This is a genomic window from Methylophaga sp. UBA3613, from assembly GCF_002375415.1.
In the GTDB taxonomy this organism is placed as follows: domain Bacteria; phylum Pseudomonadota; class Gammaproteobacteria; order Nitrosococcales; family Methylophagaceae; genus Methylophaga.
Genome location: NZ_DFLS01000004.1, coordinates 88,893 through 110,805, shown reverse-complemented (window position 1 = coordinate 110,805; position 21,913 = coordinate 88,893). Strand labels below are relative to the sequence as shown.

The following is a 21,913-nucleotide window of genomic DNA, read 5'->3' as shown; positions in this document are numbered from 1 at the left end:
AATTAATAGTTAAATTATTGATTATAGGTATAAAACGTTTAATAGTTCTTCGACAGAACTCAGAGGATGTTAGCAGTAATTCTGACAAAATACACAGCGAGCCGAAGTCTATAAACATCCTTTTAATCGACTGGCTTAGCGGTTTTAATGTTTAATCAACACTGTTAATAGCTTCATCGTGGCTTTTTCATCCAGGCTGAGATATTTGCCTCGATAGCGTTTGAACTGACGGCGAAAATAATCCAGTGTACGACCACTTTCATACTGCAAAATCACTTGCGGATGGATGTAATTACTGCGACATACGGCGGGTGTATTGCCAAGCCTGTCAGCAACGTTTTTCACTGCTTCGACAATATTACTTTTGCTGAGCTTTTCATTTTCAGCTGGCCCCAATTTATCCAGAGCTACCGCCATCAAAACTGTTCCTGCCCAGGTACGAAAATCCTTAGCACTAAAATCCTCCCCCATCACATCGGAGATGTACTGGTTCAAATCCTGTGCCGTTATTTTTTTACGGCTTTTATCGGGTAGGGTAATATCAAATAATTCATAACCGGACATATTCTCCAGCGCTATCAGCACCTCACGTACCTGTTCATCAGTCACTGTGCGAAACTGCTGCTGATGACTTTTACCTTCATAGTCGAACTCCACACGATCATCCTTAATGGTCATATGCTTGGCCCGTAACGTCGTCAAACCGTATGTCTGATTCTGTCGGGTATAGCTGGCACTGCCGGGACGAAAAAAAGCGTCATCCAACATACGTGTCATGCAGGCTAAAACAGAGGTCTGATCAATTGGTCTTCGTTGAATATGTTGGCCGGTTACCCGCCGCATGGTTTCCAGCTGTTCAGCAAAACGTAAAATGCGTTTGAATTTTTGCTCACTGGCAGTTTCAACCCAGTCCGGGTTGTAGATATATTGTTTGCGACCTTCTTTATCCCGGCCGGTCACCAGTACCTTGGCATCACGATCCTGCTGGATTTCCACTTCCCGCCATGCCGGCGGAATGGCCAGACTTTTTATCCAGCGTTTTAAAGCAGCATTTTTAACAGTTTTGCCATTGGCATAACAATAACTGAACGTTTTGCCATGGGGTTTTCTGTAAATGACCGGATTGCTCATAATAACTCCACATCCGTAAGACGAAATTCGGCGCTATCATGGCATGAGATGATGACTTATGACTTTAATGCAGATTATGTCAGTCTGGTCAGCGGCTATAACTTATTGGGCTACCAATACTTCACTTTTATAAAAAGCCCCACTATCAACCGCTAATGCATTAACCAATTTAGGCAGTAACTGGCTCATGGTATCGATTAGTTGCCAGGGCGGATTAATGACTATCATGCCCGATGAAGTCATACCGCGTTCAGCTGAATCCGCGGTAATGGCCAGCTCGAAACGTTGAATATTTTTGATGCCACTCTTGATAAAGTGTTTTTCCAATCGGCTAATTCGGCTACGTTCCACTACCGGATACCAGATTGCATAAGTACCGGTAGGGAATTTTGCATAAGCTTTTTCAATGGTCTGAAATACTAAATCGTAATCCGATTTGATTTCGTAAGATGGATCAATCAACACCAGTCCACGTCTTGATACAGGCGGTAATAAAGACAATAGGCCTTTTAAACCATCCTCACGCATAACCCGAACCCGCTTAACCTTCTGGGTATTTTGCAGTAACAGACCCGCATCATCCGGATGTAACTCATATAACCAGGCTCGATCCTGACGCCGCATACAGTGCATGGCGATAAATGGGGAACCCGGATAATATTCCAGCGGTTTTCCAGTATTAACTGCGTCAATTACAGCAAAATATGCAGCCAGTTCCGGCCAGTCAGAACGGGTTAATTTAGCAATACCATTTTGATATTCCTGCAGTTTTTCTGCATGAGCCGAAGCCAGATGATAAAGTCCCGCACCAGCATGGGTATCTATGTAATCAAAGGCTTTATCTTTTTTTCCAAGGTGCTGCAAAATTTCAATCAGCACGATATGTTTAAGCACATCGGCAAAATTGCCGGCATGAAATGAGTGGCGGTAGCTTAACAAGATAAATCCTGATTACATATGGAGGGATTTGATAAATAAGTAGCAGCAAATTACGCCTACTTAGCTGATTTAGCAAAACAAACTTTGAGTGACGTGTAGAGTCGTTGTTAACTCAATTTACAGAACGGGATTGGTTTACTCTAAAGCGGCTCGATCCGATGGATGATTAATACCATCATTCACCCTTACCTCTCCCAACTCGAAAGGATTCACACCATCCAAACAGGCCAGATTAAAGCCATAGAGTTCAGGATTCGCTCTGGTTTGATGATGCGTATAAATCCCACAAACTGAACAAAAATAATGCTTAGCAGTGATGGTATTGAACTGATAGAGAGTAAGCTTATCGGCGCCTTTGGTGATTTTCAGGTTAGCAAGCGGAACATAAGCCGCAATGGCGCCCTTTCTCCAGCACATGGAACAATCACAGCGACGAGGATCATTTATTCCGTTTGGCAAATGCACAACAAACTCAACCTCCCCACAATGGCAACTGCCTTTATGGTGAGGCTGAATTTGGGTGTTTCCTATTTTAGTGATCATTGCATTGCTGGCGCTTGTTTAATGTTTAACTATCTGGAGCATGATAACGCGATAACCAATGTGCATAAGGTGCAGGTAACACCCAGGCTGGATCTTCAATTTTTAAGGTTTTAGCTGCATGGTACGGCCAGTGAGGATTAGCTAAATGCGCACGTCCCACCATGACCAAATCCATTTGTTTATCCGTAATTACCTGGTTCACCGTGTTAGGTTCATCAATTCCCCAGGCAGAAGCAACTGGAATGTCAGCTTCACGACGCACACGTTCAGCAATCGGTGCTAACAAAGCTGGTCCCCACGGAATATCCGCATCAGGAGTTGAAAACCCTATACTAACGCTAAGCATATCCAGACCGGATTGTTTGAATTGCCGGGTTAGATGAATTGACTCACTTAATGTTTCTTCATCACGACCATCATATTCAATCACGCCAAAGCGGGCAGTTAAGGGCAGATTTTCCGGCCAGACTTCACGCACGGCTTGTAAAGTTTCCAGTAAAAATCGGCTACGACCAGCCAAATCGCCACCGTATTGATCATCGCGTTTATTAGAGTGGATTGAAAAAAAGCTTTGTGCCAGATAGCCATGAGCAAAATGCAGTTCCAGCCATTCAAATCCGGCTTTTTTGGCACGTTTGGCAGCAGCGACAAAGTCAGCTTTAACCCGTTCTATATCTTCCAGCGTCATTGCCTGAGGTACTTTCGGCAAATTAGCACCAAATGCCACAGCAGAAGGCGCTATGGTTTGCCAACTTTGTGGATCACTGTCAGCAAGATGATCATCGCCTTCCCAAGGACGATTGGCGCTAGCTTTACGACCAGCATGTGCAATCTGAATACCAGCACAAGCACCGGCTTTTTTAATAGCCGAAGCAATTTTTGCCATGCCTTCCGCTTGGGCATCATTCCATATGCCAGTGCATCCTGGAGTAATTCTTCCTTCGGGGCTGACTGCGGTGGCTTCAACAATCACCAGACCCGCACCACCGCGTGCTAATTGAGTGTAATGCGCCAGATGCCAATCATTGGTATGGCCGTCATCGGCACTGTATTGGCACATCGGTGGAACCGCAATACGATTGCGTAACGTTATATCTTTCAGTGAAAACTCAGTAAACAATGCTGTCATAAAAATCTCTTGTTAAAGAATAAAATTCAAAAATATTTCTAGGGCTGGATTTTGAAACTGTGAGAAATCGGATAAATTTTTAAAAAGCGCTTTTGATAACCCCGCCATCCACTCTAACTGCCGCACCGGTTGTGGCTGAAGCCAATGGGCTGGAGAGATAACAGACCATTGAGGCCACTTCTTCAGTGGTCGCAAAACGTTTAATCAAAGAAGTTGGTCTGACGTGTTCAAAAAAGTCTTTTTCAAACGCTTCGATGCTTTGGCCTTCTTTTTCTGCCAGATCACTGACGAAAGTTTCAACACCTCTTGAGCTGGTTGGGCCTGGCAAGACTGAATTGACCGTAATATTGGTACCGGCAACCTGTTCAGCCAAACCACGAGCAATAGCAATCTGAGCCGCCTTGGTCATGCCGTAATGAATCATCTCATGGGGGATCTGCACCCCGCTTTCACTGGAGATGAAAATCACCCGACCCCAGTTTTGTTGTTTCATCGCTGGCAGATAGGCTCGCGTCAAACGCACGCCACTGAGCACATTTACATCAAAAAAACGTCGCCAGTCTTCATCCGCTATCTCTTCAAACGGCACTGGCTCGAAGATACCCAGATTATTAATCAGAATATCGACTTCGGGGAACTGCTTTGTCAGTTTCTCGGCTTCAGCCGCTATCGAAAGATCCCCTGCAAATCCATCTACGTTGCCTTTACCTGTCGATTTAAGGGATTCAATAGCCTGTTTAACTGAAGCTTCAGAACGCCCATTGACGATAACATTCGCTCCTTCATCGGCCAGTGATTTGGCAATGGAAAAACCAATGCCCGCCGTGCTGCCACTTATAAAAGCCGTTTTATTTTTCAGTTGCAGATCCATAAAAACTCCCCTAAGACCGTTAATTAAACAAGATATTCATTGCTTGCTGATTACTGTGAAAGCCGTTCTAATGTAGCGCTTAACGATGCCGCGGAGACTTCTCCCATATGGCTCTCAACCAAGGAGCCCTGTTGATCAAAATACAGCGTCACCGGCAACCCATAGGCATCAAATTTATCGGCAACTTTGCCGGTTTTATCAAGCAGCACGTGTTCAAATGTCAGCTTATTCTCAGCCAGAAAGTCATTCACTTTTACAGCTGACTCTTGTTGATTGAGCATGACAAAACGAATATCAGGATACTGTTGTGCTGACTTTTCAAAGGCAGGCATTTCACGTTGACAAGGTGGGCACCAACTTGCCCATAAATTCACCACGGTAATGTTATTCTCAGCCAATTGAACCAGTGAAATCTGCTCGCCGTCCAATTGCTCTAAGGCAATATCGGGTATTGAAACCTGTTCCCGACCTGCATTCATTAATAAGGACGTTAGCGAAAAAAACAGCAAAATCGATAAGGCTCCACCGAACAAGGCAACACGTTGCTGTGGCAGGCGTTTGATTTGCCATAACAGAAACAGTGCCATTGCTATCGTGCCGGACACCCAGTCCACCCCACGATCGCGAAAATCGAGCATCTGCCAGAAAGAGTCGTATTGATCGGCAAATTTAATGACAAACACGATGCGTCCGATAACCAGACCGAATAACAGCATCATCAATAATGGATCGGTGACCGAGCCTGCTTTTTTTCTGGCCAGAACAGATGCCACCAATATCCCCAAAAGAGCACAGCCAAATAACAATAACGGCTCGAGAGGTAAAGCGAAGGGTCCGAGATTAATCGACATCACTGTTCAAACAGCTTGTCGATATCATCACGCATCGGCATACCTTCAATCAGCCGCACATGACCTTTTTCATCCTTGTAAATGCTGGTCGGTGTTGCCATAAACCCAAGCTGTTCCATCAGCAGGTTATTTTCCTCTACCAGCAATGATCCGTTTGCTAACGCCTCTTCATTTATATTTTCTGTAGGGTTATCGGCAGGTTGGATATGTTGTTGCAAAGCCTTTTCAGGTGAATCAGCCCCTAAAATAGCAGCCGCTTTTTTGATACTGTCCTCCTGCAGAATTCCCACCATAATGTGGCGCAACTGCACCTCACCCTTGGCAATGTAAGGATCAGCGATTTCACGTAATTTCTGGCAATACGGGCAATAGGGATCGGTAAAGGTATAAATAATTCGTTTTGCATCTTTATCACCATCCAATACCCACTTAGCCGTGTCGAGTTGCTGCCAAATCTTTTCATTCTGAGGAGCACTGACTAGTTCATAAAGTGCTTCCTGACCCAAATCGTCTCCTTGAGCGTTAATCAGGTTTCCAATCACCGCATATTTTTTATCTTCTGTCAGATAAATACTCAGCGGCTGCCCTTCTACACTGGCGGCATACCCAGTCAATCCTGCAGGGGTTTCAAAACTGTCAATGATGGTCACTCCCTGCTGTTTGATGTAGCTGATGACCTCGGGTTCCTGTTGTTCTGCCAGGGCAAAATAACTGCCAAATCCGATAACCAATAAGACTACAGGGACGATAATTTTCTTCATTCATAACTCCGGAAGGCATTTGCGTTGAAACTGTAACTCAGAAGGATTAAGTGGGGATTAATAGTGCAGATGACAATCTTTCAATTAAAAATGCTCTGTATTTATTTATACATCGCTATTTGAAATTATCACGACAACACATCCAATAAAGACTTATGGTAAAAGGTAGGGCATTAACTTACCGCAGGTAATATTCTGGTTATGAGCACAAATCGATTTCCACTCTCCCCCCGACATCAGGTCATTCTGGCTGGGATCTGTGCTTTGATTTTAACCGTCGGCATTGCCCGTTTTGCCTACACGCCTTTTTTGCCTATCATGTTAAATGAAACCTCACTGGACACATTAAGCGGAGGTTGGCTGGCCACATTTAATTACATTGGTTACCTGTCAGGCGTGGTGTTGATCTCATTTTTAACCAGCCTCAAAATCAAGTTCCTGTTCTACCGAATCAACCTGATTCTGGCGGTGTTAAGCACGGTCTTAATGGCTGTTACCACGGATATTGTTTTATGGAGTATTTTGCGCTTTATTGGTGGCCTGACCAGTACTGCGGGAATAATTCTGGCAGCAGGATTTGTGATGGGCTGGCTCAAACAAAATGGTTACAAATCAGCATTAGGTATTCATTTTTCCGGTTTAGGGTTCGGTATTGCGATACCTGGGATCGTTATTGTTCTGATAACGCCCTATTTCAATTGGGCTGAGCAATGGCTGATCATGGGGCTTTTCGGTATTTTATTTTTCCTGCCCGCCTGGTTTCTGATGCCGTCACCTGCAACGCAACAGGCTCCCACTGCTGATTTTGCAGCGCCCAACAATAAATGGATGCGATTAATGATCGCAGCTTATGCCTGTGCTGGCGTGGGGTATGTTATAAGTGCGACATTTATTGTTGCGATTCTGGAAGAGATGCCCAGTTTGTCGGGACACGGCAATCTTATCTGGGTAATGCTGGGGGTAGCCGCCATTCCATCCTGCATAATCTGGGACAAAGTGGCTGAGCGCATTGGTGAGACAAGTGCCATCATCGCCGCTTATTCGATTATATTGCTTTCTATCCTGATTCCCTTATTCAGTGAATCGCTGCTATTCAATGTGATTGGCGCGTTGTTATTTGGTGCCACCTTTGCTGGAATTGTCAGCCTGATGCTGGTCTATGTCGGGCATAAATTTCCACATAACCCCGCTAAAGCCATGGCCAAACTGACGATAAGTTATGGCATCGCTCAACTTATCGCCCCCGCTTTGGCGGGGTATTTATCTACGCTGACCGGTAATTATCTTTCAGCATTATGGATGGCAGCAGCGGTCATGGTCACTGGTATTTTCTTCGTCTGGCGGATCCAACGATTTGAAGAAAAAACCCAGCTCAAATCAGCAAACCTGTGATTTGAATAACAGCTTCCATACTGACCTCCATGAGACCTAATCTTCTTTTAGGATTAGCCGGGTGCCATCAGGTCGTTCCAGGGTTTTATCATCAATGCGTTTAAAGGTGAGATTGATATCACCAGACGTTACTACTTCATCGCTATCCACTTTATAAGTAAAGCTATATGAGCCCGGAACGCCACCAATCAACTGGCCCTGACCTTCCGCATTAAATTCATAGCCTGTGCCATATTGTGGATCAACATAGGCGCCTTCTTGAAAATCAGAACCACAGGCCGTGAGTGTTATCGCCAATAGCAAAGGGATTAGACGTGTGGAATTGAATGGTTGCAATACGCTTTTTAAAGTTTTCATAAAGCTACCTCGAATACTCGATCATTAAAAACGACAAAATTAGCCTTTCTCCCTAGAGGAAAAACGCTCGCGTATCGGTTTAAATGCAAGGATGGCTTCATCTTTAATGTTATTAGCATTGATAATGTGGCCAAGCCGATAACTGTTAAAACCGATGTAATACAAAATAAGTTGAGCGAGTGCGATCAGAATAAATAAAGCACTGCCAATAGTCAGCAAAAGCAACAGGGTCGATGCGAGATACACCACACTTAGCGCGGCTAGATGATTTTTATCCAAACTGGTTAACTGTTGTGGATAGAGAAAATAACCTAACACTGCCAATACAAAGCCCAGCAGTGCCGCTATGGCCAGAGGCGGTAATAACAATCCACCACCGGCCCCAACCAGAAAAAGAATATAAGTGTAGTAGGTGTATTTTTCTCTCGCGATAAATCCCAAGAGTTTGTCACTGGTAATGTTTTGCCCAGTTTTAGGATCAAAAGACGTTTGGTTTATCTGTTTATTCAACGCAAAAAATACAATCACACCAGCAATAAACAAAAGCAGACCCAACCAAAACAACATAGGACTATAAGATGGACCATCACCTAAAGATGCTGCTCCCTGACAAATCGGCGGTGTGGAATAGATGCAAGCCATCAACTGTAAAGTGACATCCCTATCACCATAACGGCTCATGGTATCCAAAGTGGAAGCATAGGCTACAAAAAACCACACCAGCGATAACAACAGCAATGCCATACCCGCCAGCATCAGAATCACGCAGAGCTTTCTAGGATTCATTTATAGAACTCCTTTTCAAAGAACAGGGAAAAACCGCAAGAGATGAATTGTCCTGACAGACAATCGGGGGAAATGGGTATGTAAAGGCATAGCCAATGCGTTGAAAGCAGGCTGTTCAGCCAAAATGATGTGTTATGAACCATCAGGGTCCAGCAACATCTGAAAGGAAAAGTTCGATACGCATCAGTCGCATCCTTAAAACTTTTTTTGTGAAATATTTCACAGTTTTAAGCGTATCGCAAGCCTTAATTTATCTTTGTCGTACTCTAAATTATCAATCGGAACAGAATCTTATCTAAGGCCACCCATCATTATCCAGACAAAACAGCCTTGCTTGTTTTAGGTGAAAATAAATCAGCTTCCTGAAGCTTTCTGCGTAAGCAAATAGAATTATGCAGAAAAAGAGAGCGACCACATTAAAAATTAATATTATTCAGAACAGTTGAAATAACATGCTTAATTTTTCTAGCTAATTTTAATCGTTTTCACTCCCCCAGGCCCGCGCCATAATAAGATAGCTGAAAGATGCTGACCAGGTAATCATCATAAAGCCCACTAAGGCTTCTGTACCGGCGAGAAATCGAATATGACCGGTAGCGGCCAAATCGCCCCAACCAACCGTGGTATAGGTGGCGGCAGAGAAATACACGCTATCTAACAGGCTAATATGCTCATAGCCACTGATGTACCCATACCCCGTTTGACTCAGTAAACCCCAAAAGGCCACGCCAAATAACCAGATTTCAATGATATGTGCAAATAACAAAACAAACATAGTAGCCAATATAATCGGCCGGTGACGGTGCTTTGCAGTCCTGGAAGGATGATTCGGACACCAACGATTCAATTGCTGAATCACTTCATAATGAAAAACCACAACCAGTCCCACCACCAGTGCGGTCACTAACACGGTAACAACCTGAGCGTCTGTCAGAAATTCCAGCAATGGTGCTCTCCTGCAATTGAATAAGTGTGATAGTGATAAACGATTTCAATCACTGTTGAAAGCAACTTTTCGTTATAGAACATTAACTTTTTTTAGATAGGGTCTCAAACTTCTGACAATATTCTTCAGACAAACTGTCCAGCGGCATAGCCTGAAGCCCAGGCCCATTGAAAATTGTGCCCTCCCAAATGACCGGTAACATCGACCACTTCCCCAATAAAATATAGTCCCGGATGATTACGGCACTCCATCGTTTTGGAAGATAATGCATCAGTATCAATACCGCCCAATGTCACTTCAGCCGTTCGATAACCTTCTGTACCGGATGGCTTCAATGTCCAGGGCTGGCACTGTGATACAACATGTTCGATATCTGCATCGGAAAGCTGACCGACCGGTTTATCTTCAAGCCACTGATCACACCAAAGCTGGGCTACCCGGCGGGTCAGTTTTTCGGCAAGAATGGTTTTCAGGGCTGTTTTGGATTTTTCAACACGCATTTCAGCTAAATAACCGGCCAATTCAATTCCAGGAAACATATCGATTTTCAGTGTCTCGCCAGGCTGCCAATAGCTTGATGCCTGTAATATGGCAGGACCGCTCAAACCACGATGAGTAAACAGAATATTCTCGTGAAATGAATTTTGATTAGCCTCTGTGATGGTATCCAATGAAATACCACTAAGCTCCGCAAGCGGTTTGAGTTTATGATCATCCAACACCACTGGTACCAGCCCTGCTCGTGTGGGCAACACCGGGATATCAAGTTTTCTGGCTAATTCAAAACCGAAACCGGTTGCTCCCATTTTGGGAATCGACAATCCTCCGGTTGCAATCACCAGCGATACACACTGTAATTTACCCTGAGGGGTTTCTAGCAATTTTTGACCACCGGTTTCAACCACCTTAACCGGCGTATCAGTCATAATTTTCACCCCAGCCGATGCACACTCTGCCAGCAACATCTGTACGATTTCTTTCGATGACTCATCACAAAATAACTGCCCCAGTTTTTTCTCGTGATAGGCAATCTGATGTTTCTCGACCAATTCAATAAAATGCCAGGGTGTATACCGACTCAATGCCGATTTAACGAAGTGAGGGTTGCGGCAAATAAAGTTTTCCGGAGCGGAGTACATATTGGTGAAGTTACAGCGTCCGCCACCAGACATCAGGATCTTCTTGCCGACTTTATTGGCATGATCAATTACCAGCACACGCCGGCCACGCTGACCAGCAGCAATAGCGCACATCAATCCAGCCGCACCGGCACCGATGATGATTACATCATATTCATTGGAAGCTTTATTTAGGATCGTCATGTGTGGGCATTTTACGCAAAAATGCCCTATCTGACCGATAAGTTGGTTAGGACTAAAAATCAGATAGAAATAAGTTTACCAATAATTCGTTCTAACCAATTCAGCTCGCGCAAAGGCAGATCGGCAGAATGCCGATAGCCCTTGATAAGCGCTTGGATCAAGTCTCCATGATTTTCCCACTCATGGGGATAGCGGAAAAAATGTCGCCAGTTTCGACGTCTCGCCCAGCGACTTAAAGACCACCAATGGACACGCATATCAAGAATATCGATAAGCCCAAAATCCATCCCGTTTACAATAATATTTCCCGGATGAATTGAACGAAAATATATCCCTTGACGCTGTACCCTCGCCAAAAACACTCCCAGGCGATACATCAAATTTGCATCCGCTTCATTGGAGTTAACAATGTCTCGTAAGGTACGTCCGGGTAAGGGAGAGTATATAGCTACAGTGTGGGCTTCGCCGATAATGCGATGCAAAGCCTTTACTTGCAATGTAGGAATGTCGAGTTGTGTCAGATGATAAGCATTGCGGGCAAACTTAACTGCTGCTGGTGCAAGTAGCTCTCTACTTAGAAAGCGTTTGCGGTAAAAAAATTTTAAGTATTGCCCATCAGGCAAAACTGCCACTTTAATACCTTTTTTGTCCGCTTCAATGACAGCCGCATTTTCCATCAGCGAAGCTAAACGCTCCCTAGAGAGCGGACGAATATTAAGCATTACTGTTTTCCATAACAGTTTTTAAATTCATTCGTTTCTATAGCCATCCAGGCTGAAGAAAATATTATCCCAACTTTAGTGTTTAAAAGGGAGCCGTGGCCAGATATCTCCCGTTTGCGACATATATTCAAGATAATGATGTCCATATTTCTCAAGCCCATCTTCTTCTTGACGTGGCACTCTTAAGCAATAAACCAAAGCGAATGTGATTAAACCGGCCACACCGGCCAGCCAATTCTGTGTTAACAGAAGCTGGGCAAGAACCAAGGCTAAAAGCGCAGAATAAAACGGATAGCGTATAAATCGATAAATTCCTTTAGCCACAAATTTTTTCTGCGGTTCGCCTATATCACTGTAATCACGAACAGCTCTATGTAGAAGCCATAATCCTAAAATGCCCTTTATAAGGCCTAGCCATGCTATTTCATTATAATATCGCAGATCTGCAAATTCCAGCCAGGGCAACGTGGCATCAATCAGTGGAAAACTCACCATACTGATCAGCGTAATAATTGTCAGTGCAACAATTTCACCATTCCAATGATTATCATTTAAAAAAGATCGCTTACTCATGTTGGAAAATAAGGCAAGAGCTGCTCCAACTATGAGGATTAGCAGCGTTAATTCAGCAAATTTATCCGTCATTCAATTACCTTTTTCAAGTCACTAAATATAAACAGATTTGTCTGTGCAGCAAATAGAGTGTTGGTAGTTAAAACCTACTGATAGTTCATGGCAAAATTATGACAGCGCTAAAATTTCTGCCTAAACATAGTCAAATTTGTCTTGTGAAGCCGACACAACAGCCATTCATTTTGAGAGATTAACATTGTGTTAGAAGAGAATTAATCATATTTTCAATAGACATCCTCCCCCTTTTTCCGTTATTTAGCCAAAAAACATGAAAATATCCTGTAAATATAGAACTATATGGTTTTTAATCTATGTGAATAGTTAAGAATTTGAAGCCATACACTTAATGATCAGAATACATTACAAATTTTTTATGACGTTACATTGGCGATTTTGCATAGTTTTTTTGCCAATGTTTGTCATGCTTTCGGGCTGTGGAACGGCCCCCAAATTTTCGAGCAAATCACCAGACAGAGCTTACATTTTTCAAACTGAGACTGATGCTCAATATTATGATGAAATTCAGGCGATGTTGCTGCTATATCAACAGCATAACGAATGGCATGGCACACCATATCGCATGGGAGGCATAAGTCGCTCAGGGATCGATTGTTCTGCCTTTGTACAAATCACTTTTCGTGATCTGTTTGGTATCGATTTACCCAGAAGTACCGACCAGCAAATTCGTAGCGGGCGAAAGATACCCAGGGCTGAACTACGTTCTGGTGATCTGGTATTTTTCCGTAATGGTCGTCATGTCGGTATTTATCTGGAAGACCATAAATTCTTACATGCATCGACCACCCGGGGCGTAATGATTTCCAGCCTTAAAAATACCTATTGGTCACGGCATTATTGGCAAGCTTTAAGCATTCGACATTAATACCGTAAAGTTATTTGTTACCGTTTTCCTGCCACGGCCATTTTCCCGTAAGCTCAACTTCTAACGTAAAGCTTAAAAATGTCCGAATAACGACGATAATGGCTAAAACTCCTACTGTTTTAAAGGTTAGCTCAACCGCCACGGTATGAATAATATCGGCAGCTACTAGAAACTCGAGTCCCAGCAGAATACCTCGTCCAAGACGCTGTCGTGTTTGACGGTAGATGAATTCAATTTCATTTTTTTTCCGTGTCAGCTGATAAATGGCTGATGTCAGAGCATAAACAGCGAGAACGAGTATTATGCTCACGCCCAACAATTCGATAATCGCTGCTATCCATTCAGCTGCGGGTTTAACAAACTCACTCATTGCCCCCTCCATTAATTGGTTTTTTTAGAACCTGAATCCCTACAATTGCAAACGGGTACTCCTGTAAAGGTGGCCTGTCTGTAAGTCGTCGTCTACATGAAGCAATGCACTGGCACCTTGGCTCCACCCCGGTCTGTCAGTATGAGCAGATGTTTTATAAACCGAAAGGATAGGTATCAGGCATACCCTGCATCGCTTCATAATCCAGTGGAGTAACGGCCTCAGTCTGATCAAACCAAATATATTCGTCAAACTGTTTTCTGAGACGTGCTTGAAAATAATGGCTGGTTAATTCGGTTTGTGGGCGGTAAATCACTCCAATAGCCCGCTCTGGTCGCTCTTCAAGCAGGTGTTTTTTCAATTCCTTGGATTCAGGTTTACGCAGACCGAGCATAAAGGCTGGAATGTCGGTGTCATGGCAAACACGTTCCCAACTGCCTTCCATTGATGGACGAATGGTTTTTACTTGCATTGATTCACCCCAGTTATCAGCAGCCGCCACAGTTCCCCCGTGCGTACCAAAACCGATCAGGTAAGCGTCGTCGCCAAATTTACTGCGGCATAACTGCCCCACATTATGCTCGCCTCTCGCTGACATTGAGGTAGCACGGGCATCGCCAATATGAGAATTATGTTCCCAGATCACTATTTTCGCCGGCTTCTCATCATGTTGCTGTTTGAAATCCAACAGGGAGCAGATGGTGTCAAACATGTGGCTGTCGCGCATATTCCAGGAAGAGGTATAACCTTTATACATGCTGCGATAATAAGCTTCGGCATTGGCCACCAATCGGGCATTCTGCATCGCATCCAGAAAGCTCTCCCCATCGTTTGCCACATATTCGGCCTGTTTTTCCATTATGCTCACCAGCATATCCACCACGAAATCTTCACACTTGTTATATTCTCCCGAAGCAGCTGCTCGGCCATAAGTGGCTGGATCCGATTGCCATGGTGTTAAACAACCATAACGTTCACGAGCAATTTCTGCAGCCTCGGGATCCACTGCTTCAAGATAGTTAATCACCTCATCAATGGATGAAAACATGCTGTACAGATCGAGTCCGTAAAAACCCACTTTTAAATTTGGTTTAGCTTGCATGGCATTATGTCGACGCAGCCATTCGACAAATTCCTGCATATCCGTATTGCGCCACATCCACGTCGGAAAACGCGCAAATGCCCGCCATTCTGAAGGAGGTGTCGAATGTTCACGAACATAATGATCGATACGGGCAGCATCTGGCCAATCGGCCTCAACTGCCACCATATTAAAGCCTTTTTGCTCTATCAATTGTTGGGTAAGGCGGGCACGGAACCGATAGAATTCAGATGTCCCATGGGTGGCTTCCCCTAATAACACCAGACGAGACTCACCAATTCGATCGAGTAGTGGACTGAGATCCACCGTTTCGATTGTATCGATTGGTTGTGCTGCCTCAGCAATTAAGGCTTCAATTGTTTGCGTTTTATGACGAACAGCATTTTCCGACTGATCCTTGCCCGCAGACAGACTAGCGCTGGAGCTGCGCTTTGTTGAGGAAGTGTTCAGATCATCACTCCAGCCTTCACGGCCGATCAGCGGCACAAAGTGAACCTGACTAATCACCTCTTCATCAAACTGGTTTTCATCAATACGTGTCACTCGCAATAACCGCTGATACAGACGGTTTCCTATCGGAATGACCAGTCGACCACCTATTTTTAATTGTTTTTTTAATGTTGTGGGGATTTCCGGCCCGCCAGCAGAGACCAGAATCGCATCATAAGGAGCTGCTTCAACATAGCCGATAGTGCCGTTCGCATTGATAATCTTAATATTGTTATAACCCAACTGCTTAAGCACTGTTTTGGCCTGGTCAGACAAGGTTGGTATTCGCTCAATGCCGATAACCTGATCGGCAATTTCAGCGAGGACGGCCGAAGCATAGCCACTGCCGACACCTATCTCCAGCACCCGTTCACCACCTTGCAAATTGAGTGCGTCTATCATTAGCGCCACGATATACGGTTGGGAAATAGTCTGACCTTCAGCGATAGGTAAAGGGGAATCCTCGTAGGCAAATCCCCGCATTTCAAGTGGTAAAAATTGCTCGCGGGGTACAGCGCTCATGGCCTCAAGAACTTTTGAAGAACTTATATCTCGATTAATTAATTGCTTGCGAACCATTTCATCACGTAAATGTTGAAAATCAGTTAAAACATATTTCGAAGACATAATAATTATCTCCCTTCTGTGTTTTAGATCATCATGCAATCATACGAGAACAAATCCTGAGCAATGTAAAATCGAATCGATATTAGCGACGCTTGTTTTTAGCTTTAGTCATTATCAAGCTGGAAGACTTATTTTCAATGACGTCAGCATATTCGAAAGTATAAAAAAGCGTATACACATAATTAAAAAATACACCAACACTACTTTCAGTAAAACGCATAATTTTCACTCTAGCAGCATTATTCTACTGATTCCAATAGACGGATAAGTATCTGGATCCTGTTAAGGCTATTGCGCTCTCCCTCACTCACAGGCAAGATTCTTTAATATCGGCATAGTTTATGACGACCACCATAGCAAAACATCAGGGGAACACCACTGTGCGTTATTTCATTTATTTTTCAACCTTATGTATCACTGCAGCCCTGGCTTTGCCCGCTTTGGCTGAAACCCCAAATTTAAAACCCGGTTTATGGTCATACAAAAGTATTTCGACAATGGAAGGACCAATGAATGTCCCGCCTCAAACCAGTAACAATCAGGAGTGTTTAACCCAATCACAGTTAGATAAAGGTATTAGTGTACTGAATATTCCGAAGAGCTGTGATGTGACGCAAACAGATATCACCCGGGAGAGAGTGGATTTCGCCGCAAATTGTAATGTTGAAGGCATGACGACAGTATTTAAAGGTTACGCTACGTTTCATGGCACCCACCTGGAAGGCAAGATGACCAGTGAAATGAATACGCCGATAGGTCCGATGATCATGAAAACAGATTATAAAGCGGAACGGGTCGGCGATTGTCAGGGAAAATAAATTCCAACTGAAGCCGATAATCTCAAAACTAACTTACGAGGCAAAGAATGACTATGGGGGTTATTTATTATCTGACTTTTCTTGGCTTGTTTATCATTTTGCTCACGTTGCTGATTCAATGGTTTGTCGCCAGTAAAACCAAAGCTTCCCAAGCTGGTGCTATTCCAGGCAAAATTCCGGAAAACCTCAGCCATGAATCCTTTGTGTTCAGAGCACATCGCACGTTTATGAACTCACTGGAAAATCTTCCACTGATGCTCGGTACGACTTTTATGGCGGTTCTTATCGGAGCCAATAGCTTTTGGACGGGTATTTTCGTCTGGGTATTTGCCATCGCCCGTATTCTTCACATGGTCCTTTATTACGCAATTGCCACAGAACAAAACCCCAGCCCCAGAACCTGGTTTTTCATGATTGGCCTGTTGGCGAATGTCGCGTTACTGGTGTTATGCGGTATAACCCTGCTGAGTTAGTCTGATGGTCATCAAAGCGTTTCGAGGCAACAGTCCCAAACTGGGTCAACGAGTCTGGATTGATGATACGGCCTCACTGATTGGCGATATTGAAATCGGCGATGACAGCTCAGTCTGGCCGCTTGTGTCGATTCGTGGCGATATGCATCGTATCAGAATAGGTGCTCGCACCAGTATTCAGGATAATTCCTGTCTGCATATTACGCATGCCAGTGAGTTTAATCCCGAAGGCCATCCGCTTATTATTGGCAATGATGTCACCATCGGTCATCTGGTGATGCTGCATGGCTGCACAATCGGTGATCAGGTATTGGTGGGTATGTCGTCGACCATTTTGGATGGTGTTGTCGTGGAAGACAAAGTGGTTATCGGTGCCGGCTCCTTAGTGCCACCGGGGAAAAAACTTGAATCCGGATATCTTTATCTGGGCTCGCCAGTTAAACAAATTCGACCGCTAACTGAAGACGAACTGAACTATTTTCACTATGCTTGCCAGAATTATGTGGCGTTAAAAAACGAATACCGAAATCACCATGATTAAGCCATCAGCTGTGTGAGTCGTTCGCTGATCTGTTCCTTCTTGGTTAATAATTTCTGAATATCTGCTGACTCAAATTCAACAATATCGATGGCTGCCTGAGGAAAATTATCCGCCAACTCATCATTCAGCATAGCATCAGCAGCATATCTTGCCATGTTTACAACTGCTGCCAATTGACCTGCCTCTTTGTCAGTCGATGGTGTTTCAATATGCTGAATTGTCTCAATGACCAAAGCCGGCATACGCCAGCGAATAACGATCATCTGCGAAACTATCAGCCAATAGTTATCTTCCAGCTGATGAACAATTTCATCGTTCAAAGGCAAATTGCGTTGCTCGGCAAGATCAATCAGCGTTTGGAGTACGGCTGGGCGACCAATTGAATGAATCAATCCCGCAAGAAAAGCCACTTCAACATTCACGTTGCAATGGCTGGCAACCTCCTTAGCCCACAGTGATGTCGCCAGTGACTGTTGCCAAATGAGGTCTGCATAGTCCTCATACCCCGGAGTATTAAATAATTTTGCATTGATGACGGCGCTAATGGCGATTTCACTGATAGTTGTCATGCCCAGTCGGGCAATGGCCTGTTGCAGCGAAGTCAGATTGGCCATCGGCGTATAAGCTGCGGAATTGGCAATACGCATCACATGACCGGCCAGTGAGGGATCACTTTGAATTAACTGGGCCATCTGACTAGCATCTGACTCTTTATTATTGGCCAGCATAAAAGCTTTATTCGCAATTTCCGGCAGGATAGGAACCTCTACAAATCCTTCCGCGATTGACTGCTTTAAGAGATTTTCCAATTCCGTTTCGCTGTGTTGACTATCTTTTTGCATCTCTCTATCCATCGGTAATTAATATCTATTGTTATGTTTTTATTAATACAACTTTTCATCATTCAGACTGCTTAGCAATAAATATTTGCCAGAGTCCTGGCAACATAGATAAAACCTGCCTTGTATTGCATTCCCAAAGTAGCACCATCATTTCTCTGCGTCTATTCTAACGTTGTAAACTGCTGAATTCAGTCTTACAACGACAGCATCTCAAATAGTCATTCAGAATGCTCTCACAAAACGTTCAGAGAGATACCACTCCCCCACTGATGATCATCCTTGATCCAGGATACCGAATCATGGTGCCAGGGATTTTCCTGAAATTACCGCTAAAACAAAAATATTGGTGATAAAACACATTTTTTTCACATATAAGCTATATATAATGCGCTCAAAAATGAACACAAGAAAGGTATTAAACTTTGATTAGACGCATTGCCTCAACTGATCTCCGACTGGGCATGTATATACAAAAACTGGGTGGTTCATGGTTAAAGCATCCGTTTTTTCGCGGCAGTTTTTTATTAACCAATCCCGAAGATATTAAAAGCATTCTTGAAGCAGGCATTACAGATGTCTGGATCGATGAGGAAAAAGGTGACGCTTTACAAAATACAGGCACCTTAACGCCATCACCTCCGCAAGAATCCTCAGAGAATGCTTTAGAAACATCCCAAGCCACTGAAAATAAAAGCGTTGTTGAATCATCAATGGAAGACGATATCAATCGCGCACGTCGACTCTTTAATGATGCTAAACCACAGGTTATGGCAATGTATAAAGATGCCCGGCTAGGCAAAGCAATTGATCCGCAGACAACTTTACCGCTAGTGAATGAAATTGATTTGATGGTACAAAAAAATTCAGCGGCCATACTCAGTGTCGCTCGCCTGAAAACCCACGATGACTATACCTACATGCATTCATTAGCTGTTTGTGCATTGATGATATCGTTGTCTCGCCAACTCAACTTGGAGGAAAATCAGGTTAAGCTGGCTGGTGTAGGCGGCTTAATGCACGATCTGGGTAAATCCCTGATGCCATTGGAAATACTGAACAAACCTGGAAAGCTTTCTGACGCAGAATACAACATCATGAAAAAGCATCCAGCTGCCGGAGCCAAGCTATTAGAAAACTCAGGTGCCGCACCAGAGGTCATCGATATCGCTTTACATCATCACGAGAAAATCAACGGTATGGGCTACCCGAATAGACTGTTAGGTGAGGAAATTTCATTGTTTTCCCGAATGGCAGCCATTTGTGATGTCTATGATGCGGTTACGTCTGAACGCGCTTATAAACAAGCCTGGGATCCTGCTGGAACCATTCGGGAAATGGCAAAATGGGAAGGTCATTTTGATAAACAAATTTTCAATATTTTTGTAAAGATGGTGGGCATTTATCCTGTTGGATCATTAGTACGTCTCGCCTCCCAGAGGTTGGCCGTGGTGATTGAACCTGGCGTGACATCACTGGTAAAACCCAAAGTGAAAGTCTTTTTTTCATTACGTTCAAAAGCGCCCATTCAAATACAGGTCATCGATCTCGCTTTGCCCAGTTGTAAGGAAACCATTGAGGGTCCAGAAGATCCCTCAAAATGGCATTTCAAACATCTGGACCAGCTATGGCAGTGAAGGTTAAGGCGCTATAAACTAATTCAACTAGCTATAAAGAAATGAATTTAAACCATTTATCAGACTTTTACCTTATAACCGGTTTTAAATATCCACCAGATAAACACCATAAACATAATCAGAAAAGTGGAAATCATCACCAGGCTCAATGTCATGCTGACATCTGCCGTGCCATAAAAACTCCAGCGAAATCCGCTTACCAGATAAACCACAGGATTAAACAGGGTCACTTTCTGCCAGAACTCCGGCAACATACTGATTGAATAAAATGTACCGCCCAAAAATGCCAGCGGGGTAACGACCATCAATGGAATGACCTGTAATTTTTCAAAACCATCCGCCACCACACCCAGGATAAAGCCCAGCATACTGAAGGTAATGCAGGTCAATACCAGAAACAGCAGCATCCATAACGGATGCAGAATCGAGTAATCCACAAATAATTTGGCGGTGAGCAAAATCAACATTGCCAGAATAATCGATTTGGTGGCTGCCGCACCGACATATCCCACTACAATCTCAAAAGCTGACACCGGGGCGGACAAAACTTCATAGATAGCACCAGACCACTTGGGCATATAAATACCAAATGAAGCATTGGAAGTGGATTCAGTTAATATCATCAGCATGATTAAACCCGGAATAATAAAGGCGCCATAACTGACGCCACCAATTTCAGTCATCGCCGAACCTATTGCTGAACCAAACACAATAAAATAAAGCGAGGTAGATAAAACCGGTGAGGCAATACTTTGTAAAGGGGTACGCCAGCTGCGATGAAGCTCGGATAAATAAATGGCTTTAATGGCATACCAGTTCATTTTGAATCCTCCACCAAGCTGACAAAAATCTGTTCCAGTGTACTTTGTTTGGTTTGCACATCACTTAGCTCGATGCCTGAGCGATGGATCGCCGCCAGCACCTCCGTCACATGATTGGTCGGTTGATTATCGACATAGTCATAAGTGAGCGTTTTTCCATTCTCACCGAGTTGCAGAACAAACCCGTTAAGCTCATCTGGGAGCTGTGTAATCGGGTGCTGTAATTGCAGGATAAGTTGCTTGCGTCCCAGTTTTTTCATTAAATCCTGCTTGTTTTCCACCAGCAGAATTTCACCATGATTAATAATGCCAATCCGATCAGCAATTTCTTCGGCTTCTTCAATGTAATGGGTAGTAAGGATAATAGTGGTGCCTCGCTGGCGTAGCTTTTCCACCAAACGCCACATATCACGGCGTAACTCCACATCGACACCAGCGGTCGGTTCATCGAGAAATAAAACTTCCGGCTCATGTGCCAAGGCCTTGGCAATTAACACACGACGTTTCATTCCACCGGACAGAAATTGAATTTTGGCATGGCGTTTATCCCATAACGACAATGCCTTTAAAATTTCTTCCAGATAGGCGTCATCACGCGGCTTACCAAACACACCACGGCTGAACACCATGGTATTCCAGACAAAGGCAAACACATCAATCGCTAATTCCTGTGGCACCAGACCAATTTGTTTACGCGCCTGCCGATATTGTTTAACCACATCAAAGCCACCTACCACTACCTGTCCTTCGTCCACATTGACCAGGCCACAGATAATACTAATCAGCGTGGTTTTACCTGCGCCATTAGGACCTAACAGGGCAAATATTTCACCACGTTTGATTTGCAGATTGACCTGCTTTAAAGCGTGAAATCCGGAAGGATATTTTTTACTCAGATTGCGCACATCAATGATGTGATTTTCCATCACT

24 protein-coding genes are annotated in these 21,913 nt (G+C 43.9%); 6 read left to right on the top strand and 18 right to left on the bottom strand.

What is annotated here, in order from left to right:
- Nucleotides 1–144: 144 nt before the first annotated feature.
- The 7 genes from B3S93_RS02680 to dsbG all read right to left on the bottom strand — a co-directional run bounded on the left by B3S93_RS02680 (nt 145) and on the right by dsbG (nt 6,225).
- Entirely contained in the window at nt 145–1,131 is a 987-nt protein-coding gene (locus B3S93_RS02680; RefSeq protein ID WP_292400267.1) for a DNA topoisomerase IB, read from the bottom strand.
- A 102-nt stretch (nt 1,132–1,233) separates the two neighbouring features.
- Nucleotides 1,234–2,070 (bottom strand): 23S rRNA (adenine(2030)-N(6))-methyltransferase RlmJ, encoded by an 837-nt coding sequence (locus B3S93_RS02675; protein ID WP_292400270.1) that lies wholly within the window; start codon nt 2,068–2,070, stop codon nt 1,234–1,236.
- Nucleotides 2,071–2,205: 135 nt separating this feature from the next.
- Complete coding sequence (locus B3S93_RS02670; protein WP_292400273.1) at nt 2,206–2,613, bottom strand: GFA family protein; 408 nt, start codon at nt 2,611–2,613, stop codon at nt 2,206–2,208.
- 25 nt (nt 2,614–2,638) lie between these two features.
- Nucleotides 2,639–3,742: an NADH:flavin oxidoreductase/NADH oxidase gene (locus tag B3S93_RS02665; RefSeq protein ID WP_292400276.1), complete on the bottom strand. Its 1,104-nt coding sequence runs from the start codon at nt 3,740–3,742 to the stop codon at nt 2,639–2,641.
- A 79-nt stretch (nt 3,743–3,821) separates the two neighbouring features.
- Nucleotides 3,822–4,613, bottom strand: coding sequence for an SDR family NAD(P)-dependent oxidoreductase (locus tag B3S93_RS02660; protein WP_292400279.1), 792 nt, complete (start codon nt 4,611–4,613; stop codon nt 3,822–3,824).
- Nucleotides 4,614–4,663: 50 nt separating this feature from the next.
- A complete protein-coding gene (locus B3S93_RS02655) occupies nt 4,664–5,464 on the bottom strand; it encodes a TlpA family protein disulfide reductase (protein WP_292400282.1) in 801 nt (266 codons plus the stop codon).
- Nucleotides 5,464–6,225 (bottom strand): thiol:disulfide interchange protein DsbG, encoded by a 762-nt coding sequence (gene dsbG / locus B3S93_RS02650; RefSeq protein WP_292353550.1) that lies wholly within the window; start codon nt 6,223–6,225, stop codon nt 5,464–5,466. The genes B3S93_RS02655 and dsbG overlap by 1 nt, the downstream gene beginning before the upstream one ends.
- A 201-nt stretch (nt 6,226–6,426) precedes the next feature.
- Here dsbG and B3S93_RS02645 point away from each other — a divergent pair, with 201 nt between their 5' ends.
- A complete protein-coding gene (locus B3S93_RS02645) occupies nt 6,427–7,617 on the top strand; it encodes a YbfB/YjiJ family MFS transporter (RefSeq protein ID WP_292400285.1) in 1,191 nt (396 codons plus the stop codon).
- 36 nt (nt 7,618–7,653) lie between these two features.
- Here B3S93_RS02645 and B3S93_RS02640 read toward each other — a convergent pair whose 3' ends face one another.
- The 6 genes from B3S93_RS02640 to B3S93_RS02615 all read right to left on the bottom strand — a co-directional run bounded on the left by B3S93_RS02640 (nt 7,654) and on the right by B3S93_RS02615 (nt 12,395).
- The gene (locus B3S93_RS02640) at nt 7,654–7,974 is read right to left on the bottom strand and encodes a hypothetical protein (RefSeq protein ID WP_292400288.1); all 321 of its coding nucleotides are present in this window, start codon (nt 7,972–7,974) and stop codon (nt 7,654–7,656) included.
- A gap of 39 nt (nt 7,975–8,013) precedes the next feature.
- Nucleotides 8,014–8,760, bottom strand: a complete 747-nt coding sequence (locus B3S93_RS02635) for a hypothetical protein (RefSeq protein ID WP_292400291.1) — start codon at nt 8,758–8,760, stop codon at nt 8,014–8,016.
- Between the two features lie 475 nt (nt 8,761–9,235).
- Nucleotides 9,236–9,706, bottom strand: a complete 471-nt coding sequence (locus tag B3S93_RS02630; RefSeq protein WP_292353546.1) for an ion channel — start codon at nt 9,704–9,706, stop codon at nt 9,236–9,238.
- A 125-nt stretch (nt 9,707–9,831) separates the two neighbouring features.
- A complete protein-coding gene (locus B3S93_RS02625; RefSeq protein ID WP_292400294.1) occupies nt 9,832–11,028 on the bottom strand; it encodes an NAD(P)/FAD-dependent oxidoreductase in 1,197 nt (398 codons plus the stop codon).
- Nucleotides 11,029–11,087: 59 nt separating this feature from the next.
- Nucleotides 11,088–11,750, bottom strand: a complete 663-nt coding sequence (locus B3S93_RS02620) for a toluene tolerance protein (protein WP_292400297.1) — start codon at nt 11,748–11,750, stop codon at nt 11,088–11,090.
- 75 nt (nt 11,751–11,825) lie between these two features.
- Entirely contained in the window at nt 11,826–12,395 is a 570-nt protein-coding gene (locus B3S93_RS02615) for a methyltransferase (protein ID WP_292400300.1), read from the bottom strand.
- A gap of 517 nt (nt 12,396–12,912) precedes the next feature.
- On the opposite strand from B3S93_RS02615, the gene B3S93_RS02610 reads away from it, so the two are divergent.
- On the top strand, nt 12,913–13,266 hold the full coding sequence (locus tag B3S93_RS02610) for an NlpC/P60 family protein (RefSeq protein ID WP_292353542.1): 354 nt from the start codon (nt 12,913–12,915) through the stop codon (nt 13,264–13,266).
- A gap of 10 nt (nt 13,267–13,276) precedes the next feature.
- Here the strand turns inward: B3S93_RS02610 and B3S93_RS02605 are convergent, their stop codons facing one another.
- Nucleotides 13,277–13,636 (bottom strand): DUF1622 domain-containing protein, encoded by a 360-nt coding sequence (locus B3S93_RS02605; protein ID WP_292353541.1) that lies wholly within the window; start codon nt 13,634–13,636, stop codon nt 13,277–13,279.
- Between the two features lie 154 nt (nt 13,637–13,790).
- Entirely contained in the window at nt 13,791–15,854 is a 2,064-nt protein-coding gene (locus B3S93_RS02600; protein WP_292400303.1) for a protein-L-isoaspartate(D-aspartate) O-methyltransferase, read from the bottom strand.
- 341 nt (nt 15,855–16,195) lie between these two features.
- On the opposite strand from B3S93_RS02600, the gene B3S93_RS02595 reads away from it, so the two are divergent.
- Genes B3S93_RS02595 through B3S93_RS02585 form a run of 3 tightly spaced genes read left to right on the top strand, consistent with a single transcriptional unit; the run spans nt 16,196 to nt 17,686 of the window.
- Nucleotides 16,196–16,672, top strand: coding sequence for a DUF3617 domain-containing protein (locus tag B3S93_RS02595; RefSeq protein ID WP_292400306.1), 477 nt, complete (start codon nt 16,196–16,198; stop codon nt 16,670–16,672).
- Between the two features lie 47 nt (nt 16,673–16,719).
- Nucleotides 16,720–17,145, top strand: a complete 426-nt coding sequence (locus B3S93_RS02590) for an MAPEG family protein (protein WP_292353538.1) — start codon at nt 16,720–16,722, stop codon at nt 17,143–17,145.
- Between the two features lie 4 nt (nt 17,146–17,149).
- Nucleotides 17,150–17,686 carry a gamma carbonic anhydrase family protein gene (locus B3S93_RS02585; protein WP_292400310.1) on the top strand — a complete coding sequence of 179 codons (537 nt, stop codon included), beginning with the start codon at nt 17,150–17,152 and terminating at the stop codon, nt 17,684–17,686.
- Here B3S93_RS02585 and B3S93_RS02580 read toward each other — a convergent pair.
- Entirely contained in the window at nt 17,683–18,528 is an 846-nt protein-coding gene (locus B3S93_RS02580) for an HDOD domain-containing protein (RefSeq protein ID WP_292400313.1), read from the bottom strand. The two genes, B3S93_RS02585 and B3S93_RS02580, sit on opposite strands and share 4 nt — an antisense overlap.
- A 422-nt stretch (nt 18,529–18,950) precedes the next feature.
- Between B3S93_RS02580 and B3S93_RS02575 the strand changes: the two genes are divergently transcribed.
- Nucleotides 18,951–20,162, top strand: a complete 1,212-nt coding sequence (locus tag B3S93_RS02575; RefSeq protein WP_292400315.1) for an HD-GYP domain-containing protein — start codon at nt 18,951–18,953, stop codon at nt 20,160–20,162.
- Nucleotides 20,163–20,221: 59 nt separating this feature from the next.
- On the opposite strand, the gene B3S93_RS02570 is transcribed toward B3S93_RS02575, so the two are convergent.
- Both B3S93_RS02570 and B3S93_RS02565 read right to left on the bottom strand, forming a co-directional pair.
- Entirely contained in the window at nt 20,222–20,983 is a 762-nt protein-coding gene (locus tag B3S93_RS02570; RefSeq protein ID WP_292400318.1) for an ABC transporter permease, read from the bottom strand.
- Entirely contained in the window at nt 20,980–21,909 is a 930-nt protein-coding gene (locus B3S93_RS02565; RefSeq protein WP_292400321.1) for an ABC transporter ATP-binding protein, read from the bottom strand. The genes B3S93_RS02570 and B3S93_RS02565 overlap by 4 nt, the downstream gene beginning before the upstream one ends.
- Between the last annotated feature and the right edge of the window lie 4 nt (nt 21,910–21,913).

Coding starts and splice junctions, on each gene's coding strand:
- B3S93_RS02680 (WP_292400267.1), bottom strand. CDS start 1,131: ATGAGCAATCCGGTCATTTACAGAAAACCCCATGGCAAAACGTTCAGT.
- B3S93_RS02670 (WP_292400273.1), bottom strand. CDS start 2,613: ATGATCACTAAAATAGGAAACACCCAAATTCAGCCTCACCATAAAGGC.
- B3S93_RS02665 (WP_292400276.1), bottom strand. CDS start 3,742: ATGACAGCATTGTTTACTGAGTTTTCACTGAAAGATATAACGTTACGC.
- B3S93_RS02660 (WP_292400279.1), bottom strand. CDS start 4,613: ATGGATCTGCAACTGAAAAATAAAACGGCTTTTATAAGTGGCAGCACG.
- B3S93_RS02655 (WP_292400282.1), bottom strand. CDS start 5,464: ATGTCGATTAATCTCGGACCCTTCGCTTTACCTCTCGAGCCGTTATTG.
- dsbG (WP_292353550.1), bottom strand. CDS start 6,225: ATGAAGAAAATTATCGTCCCTGTAGTCTTATTGGTTATCGGATTTGGC.
- B3S93_RS02645 (WP_292400285.1), top strand. CDS start 6,427: ATGAGCACAAATCGATTTCCACTCTCCCCCCGACATCAGGTCATTCTG.
- B3S93_RS02640 (WP_292400288.1), bottom strand. CDS start 7,974: ATGAAAACTTTAAAAAGCGTATTGCAACCATTCAATTCCACACGTCTA.
- B3S93_RS02635 (WP_292400291.1), bottom strand. CDS start 8,760: ATGAATCCTAGAAAGCTCTGCGTGATTCTGATGCTGGCGGGTATGGCA.
- B3S93_RS02625 (WP_292400294.1), bottom strand. CDS start 11,028: ATGACGATCCTAAATAAAGCTTCCAATGAATATGATGTAATCATCATC.
- B3S93_RS02620 (WP_292400297.1), bottom strand. CDS start 11,750: ATGCTTAATATTCGTCCGCTCTCTAGGGAGCGTTTAGCTTCGCTGATG.
- B3S93_RS02615 (WP_292400300.1), bottom strand. CDS start 12,395: ATGACGGATAAATTTGCTGAATTAACGCTGCTAATCCTCATAGTTGGA.
- B3S93_RS02610 (WP_292353542.1), top strand. CDS start 12,913: ATGTTGCTGCTATATCAACAGCATAACGAATGGCATGGCACACCATAT.
- B3S93_RS02605 (WP_292353541.1), bottom strand. CDS start 13,636: ATGAGTGAGTTTGTTAAACCCGCAGCTGAATGGATAGCAGCGATTATC.
- B3S93_RS02600 (WP_292400303.1), bottom strand. CDS start 15,854: ATGTCTTCGAAATATGTTTTAACTGATTTTCAACATTTACGTGATGAA.
- B3S93_RS02595 (WP_292400306.1), top strand. CDS start 16,196: ATGACGACCACCATAGCAAAACATCAGGGGAACACCACTGTGCGTTAT.
- B3S93_RS02590 (WP_292353538.1), top strand. CDS start 16,720: ATGACTATGGGGGTTATTTATTATCTGACTTTTCTTGGCTTGTTTATC.
- B3S93_RS02585 (WP_292400310.1), top strand. CDS start 17,150: ATGGTCATCAAAGCGTTTCGAGGCAACAGTCCCAAACTGGGTCAACGA.
- B3S93_RS02580 (WP_292400313.1), bottom strand. CDS start 18,528: ATGCAAAAAGATAGTCAACACAGCGAAACGGAATTGGAAAATCTCTTA.
- B3S93_RS02570 (WP_292400318.1), bottom strand. CDS start 20,983: ATGAACTGGTATGCCATTAAAGCCATTTATTTATCCGAGCTTCATCGC.
- B3S93_RS02565 (WP_292400321.1), bottom strand. CDS start 21,909: ATGGAAAATCACATCATTGATGTGCGCAATCTGAGTAAAAAATATCCT.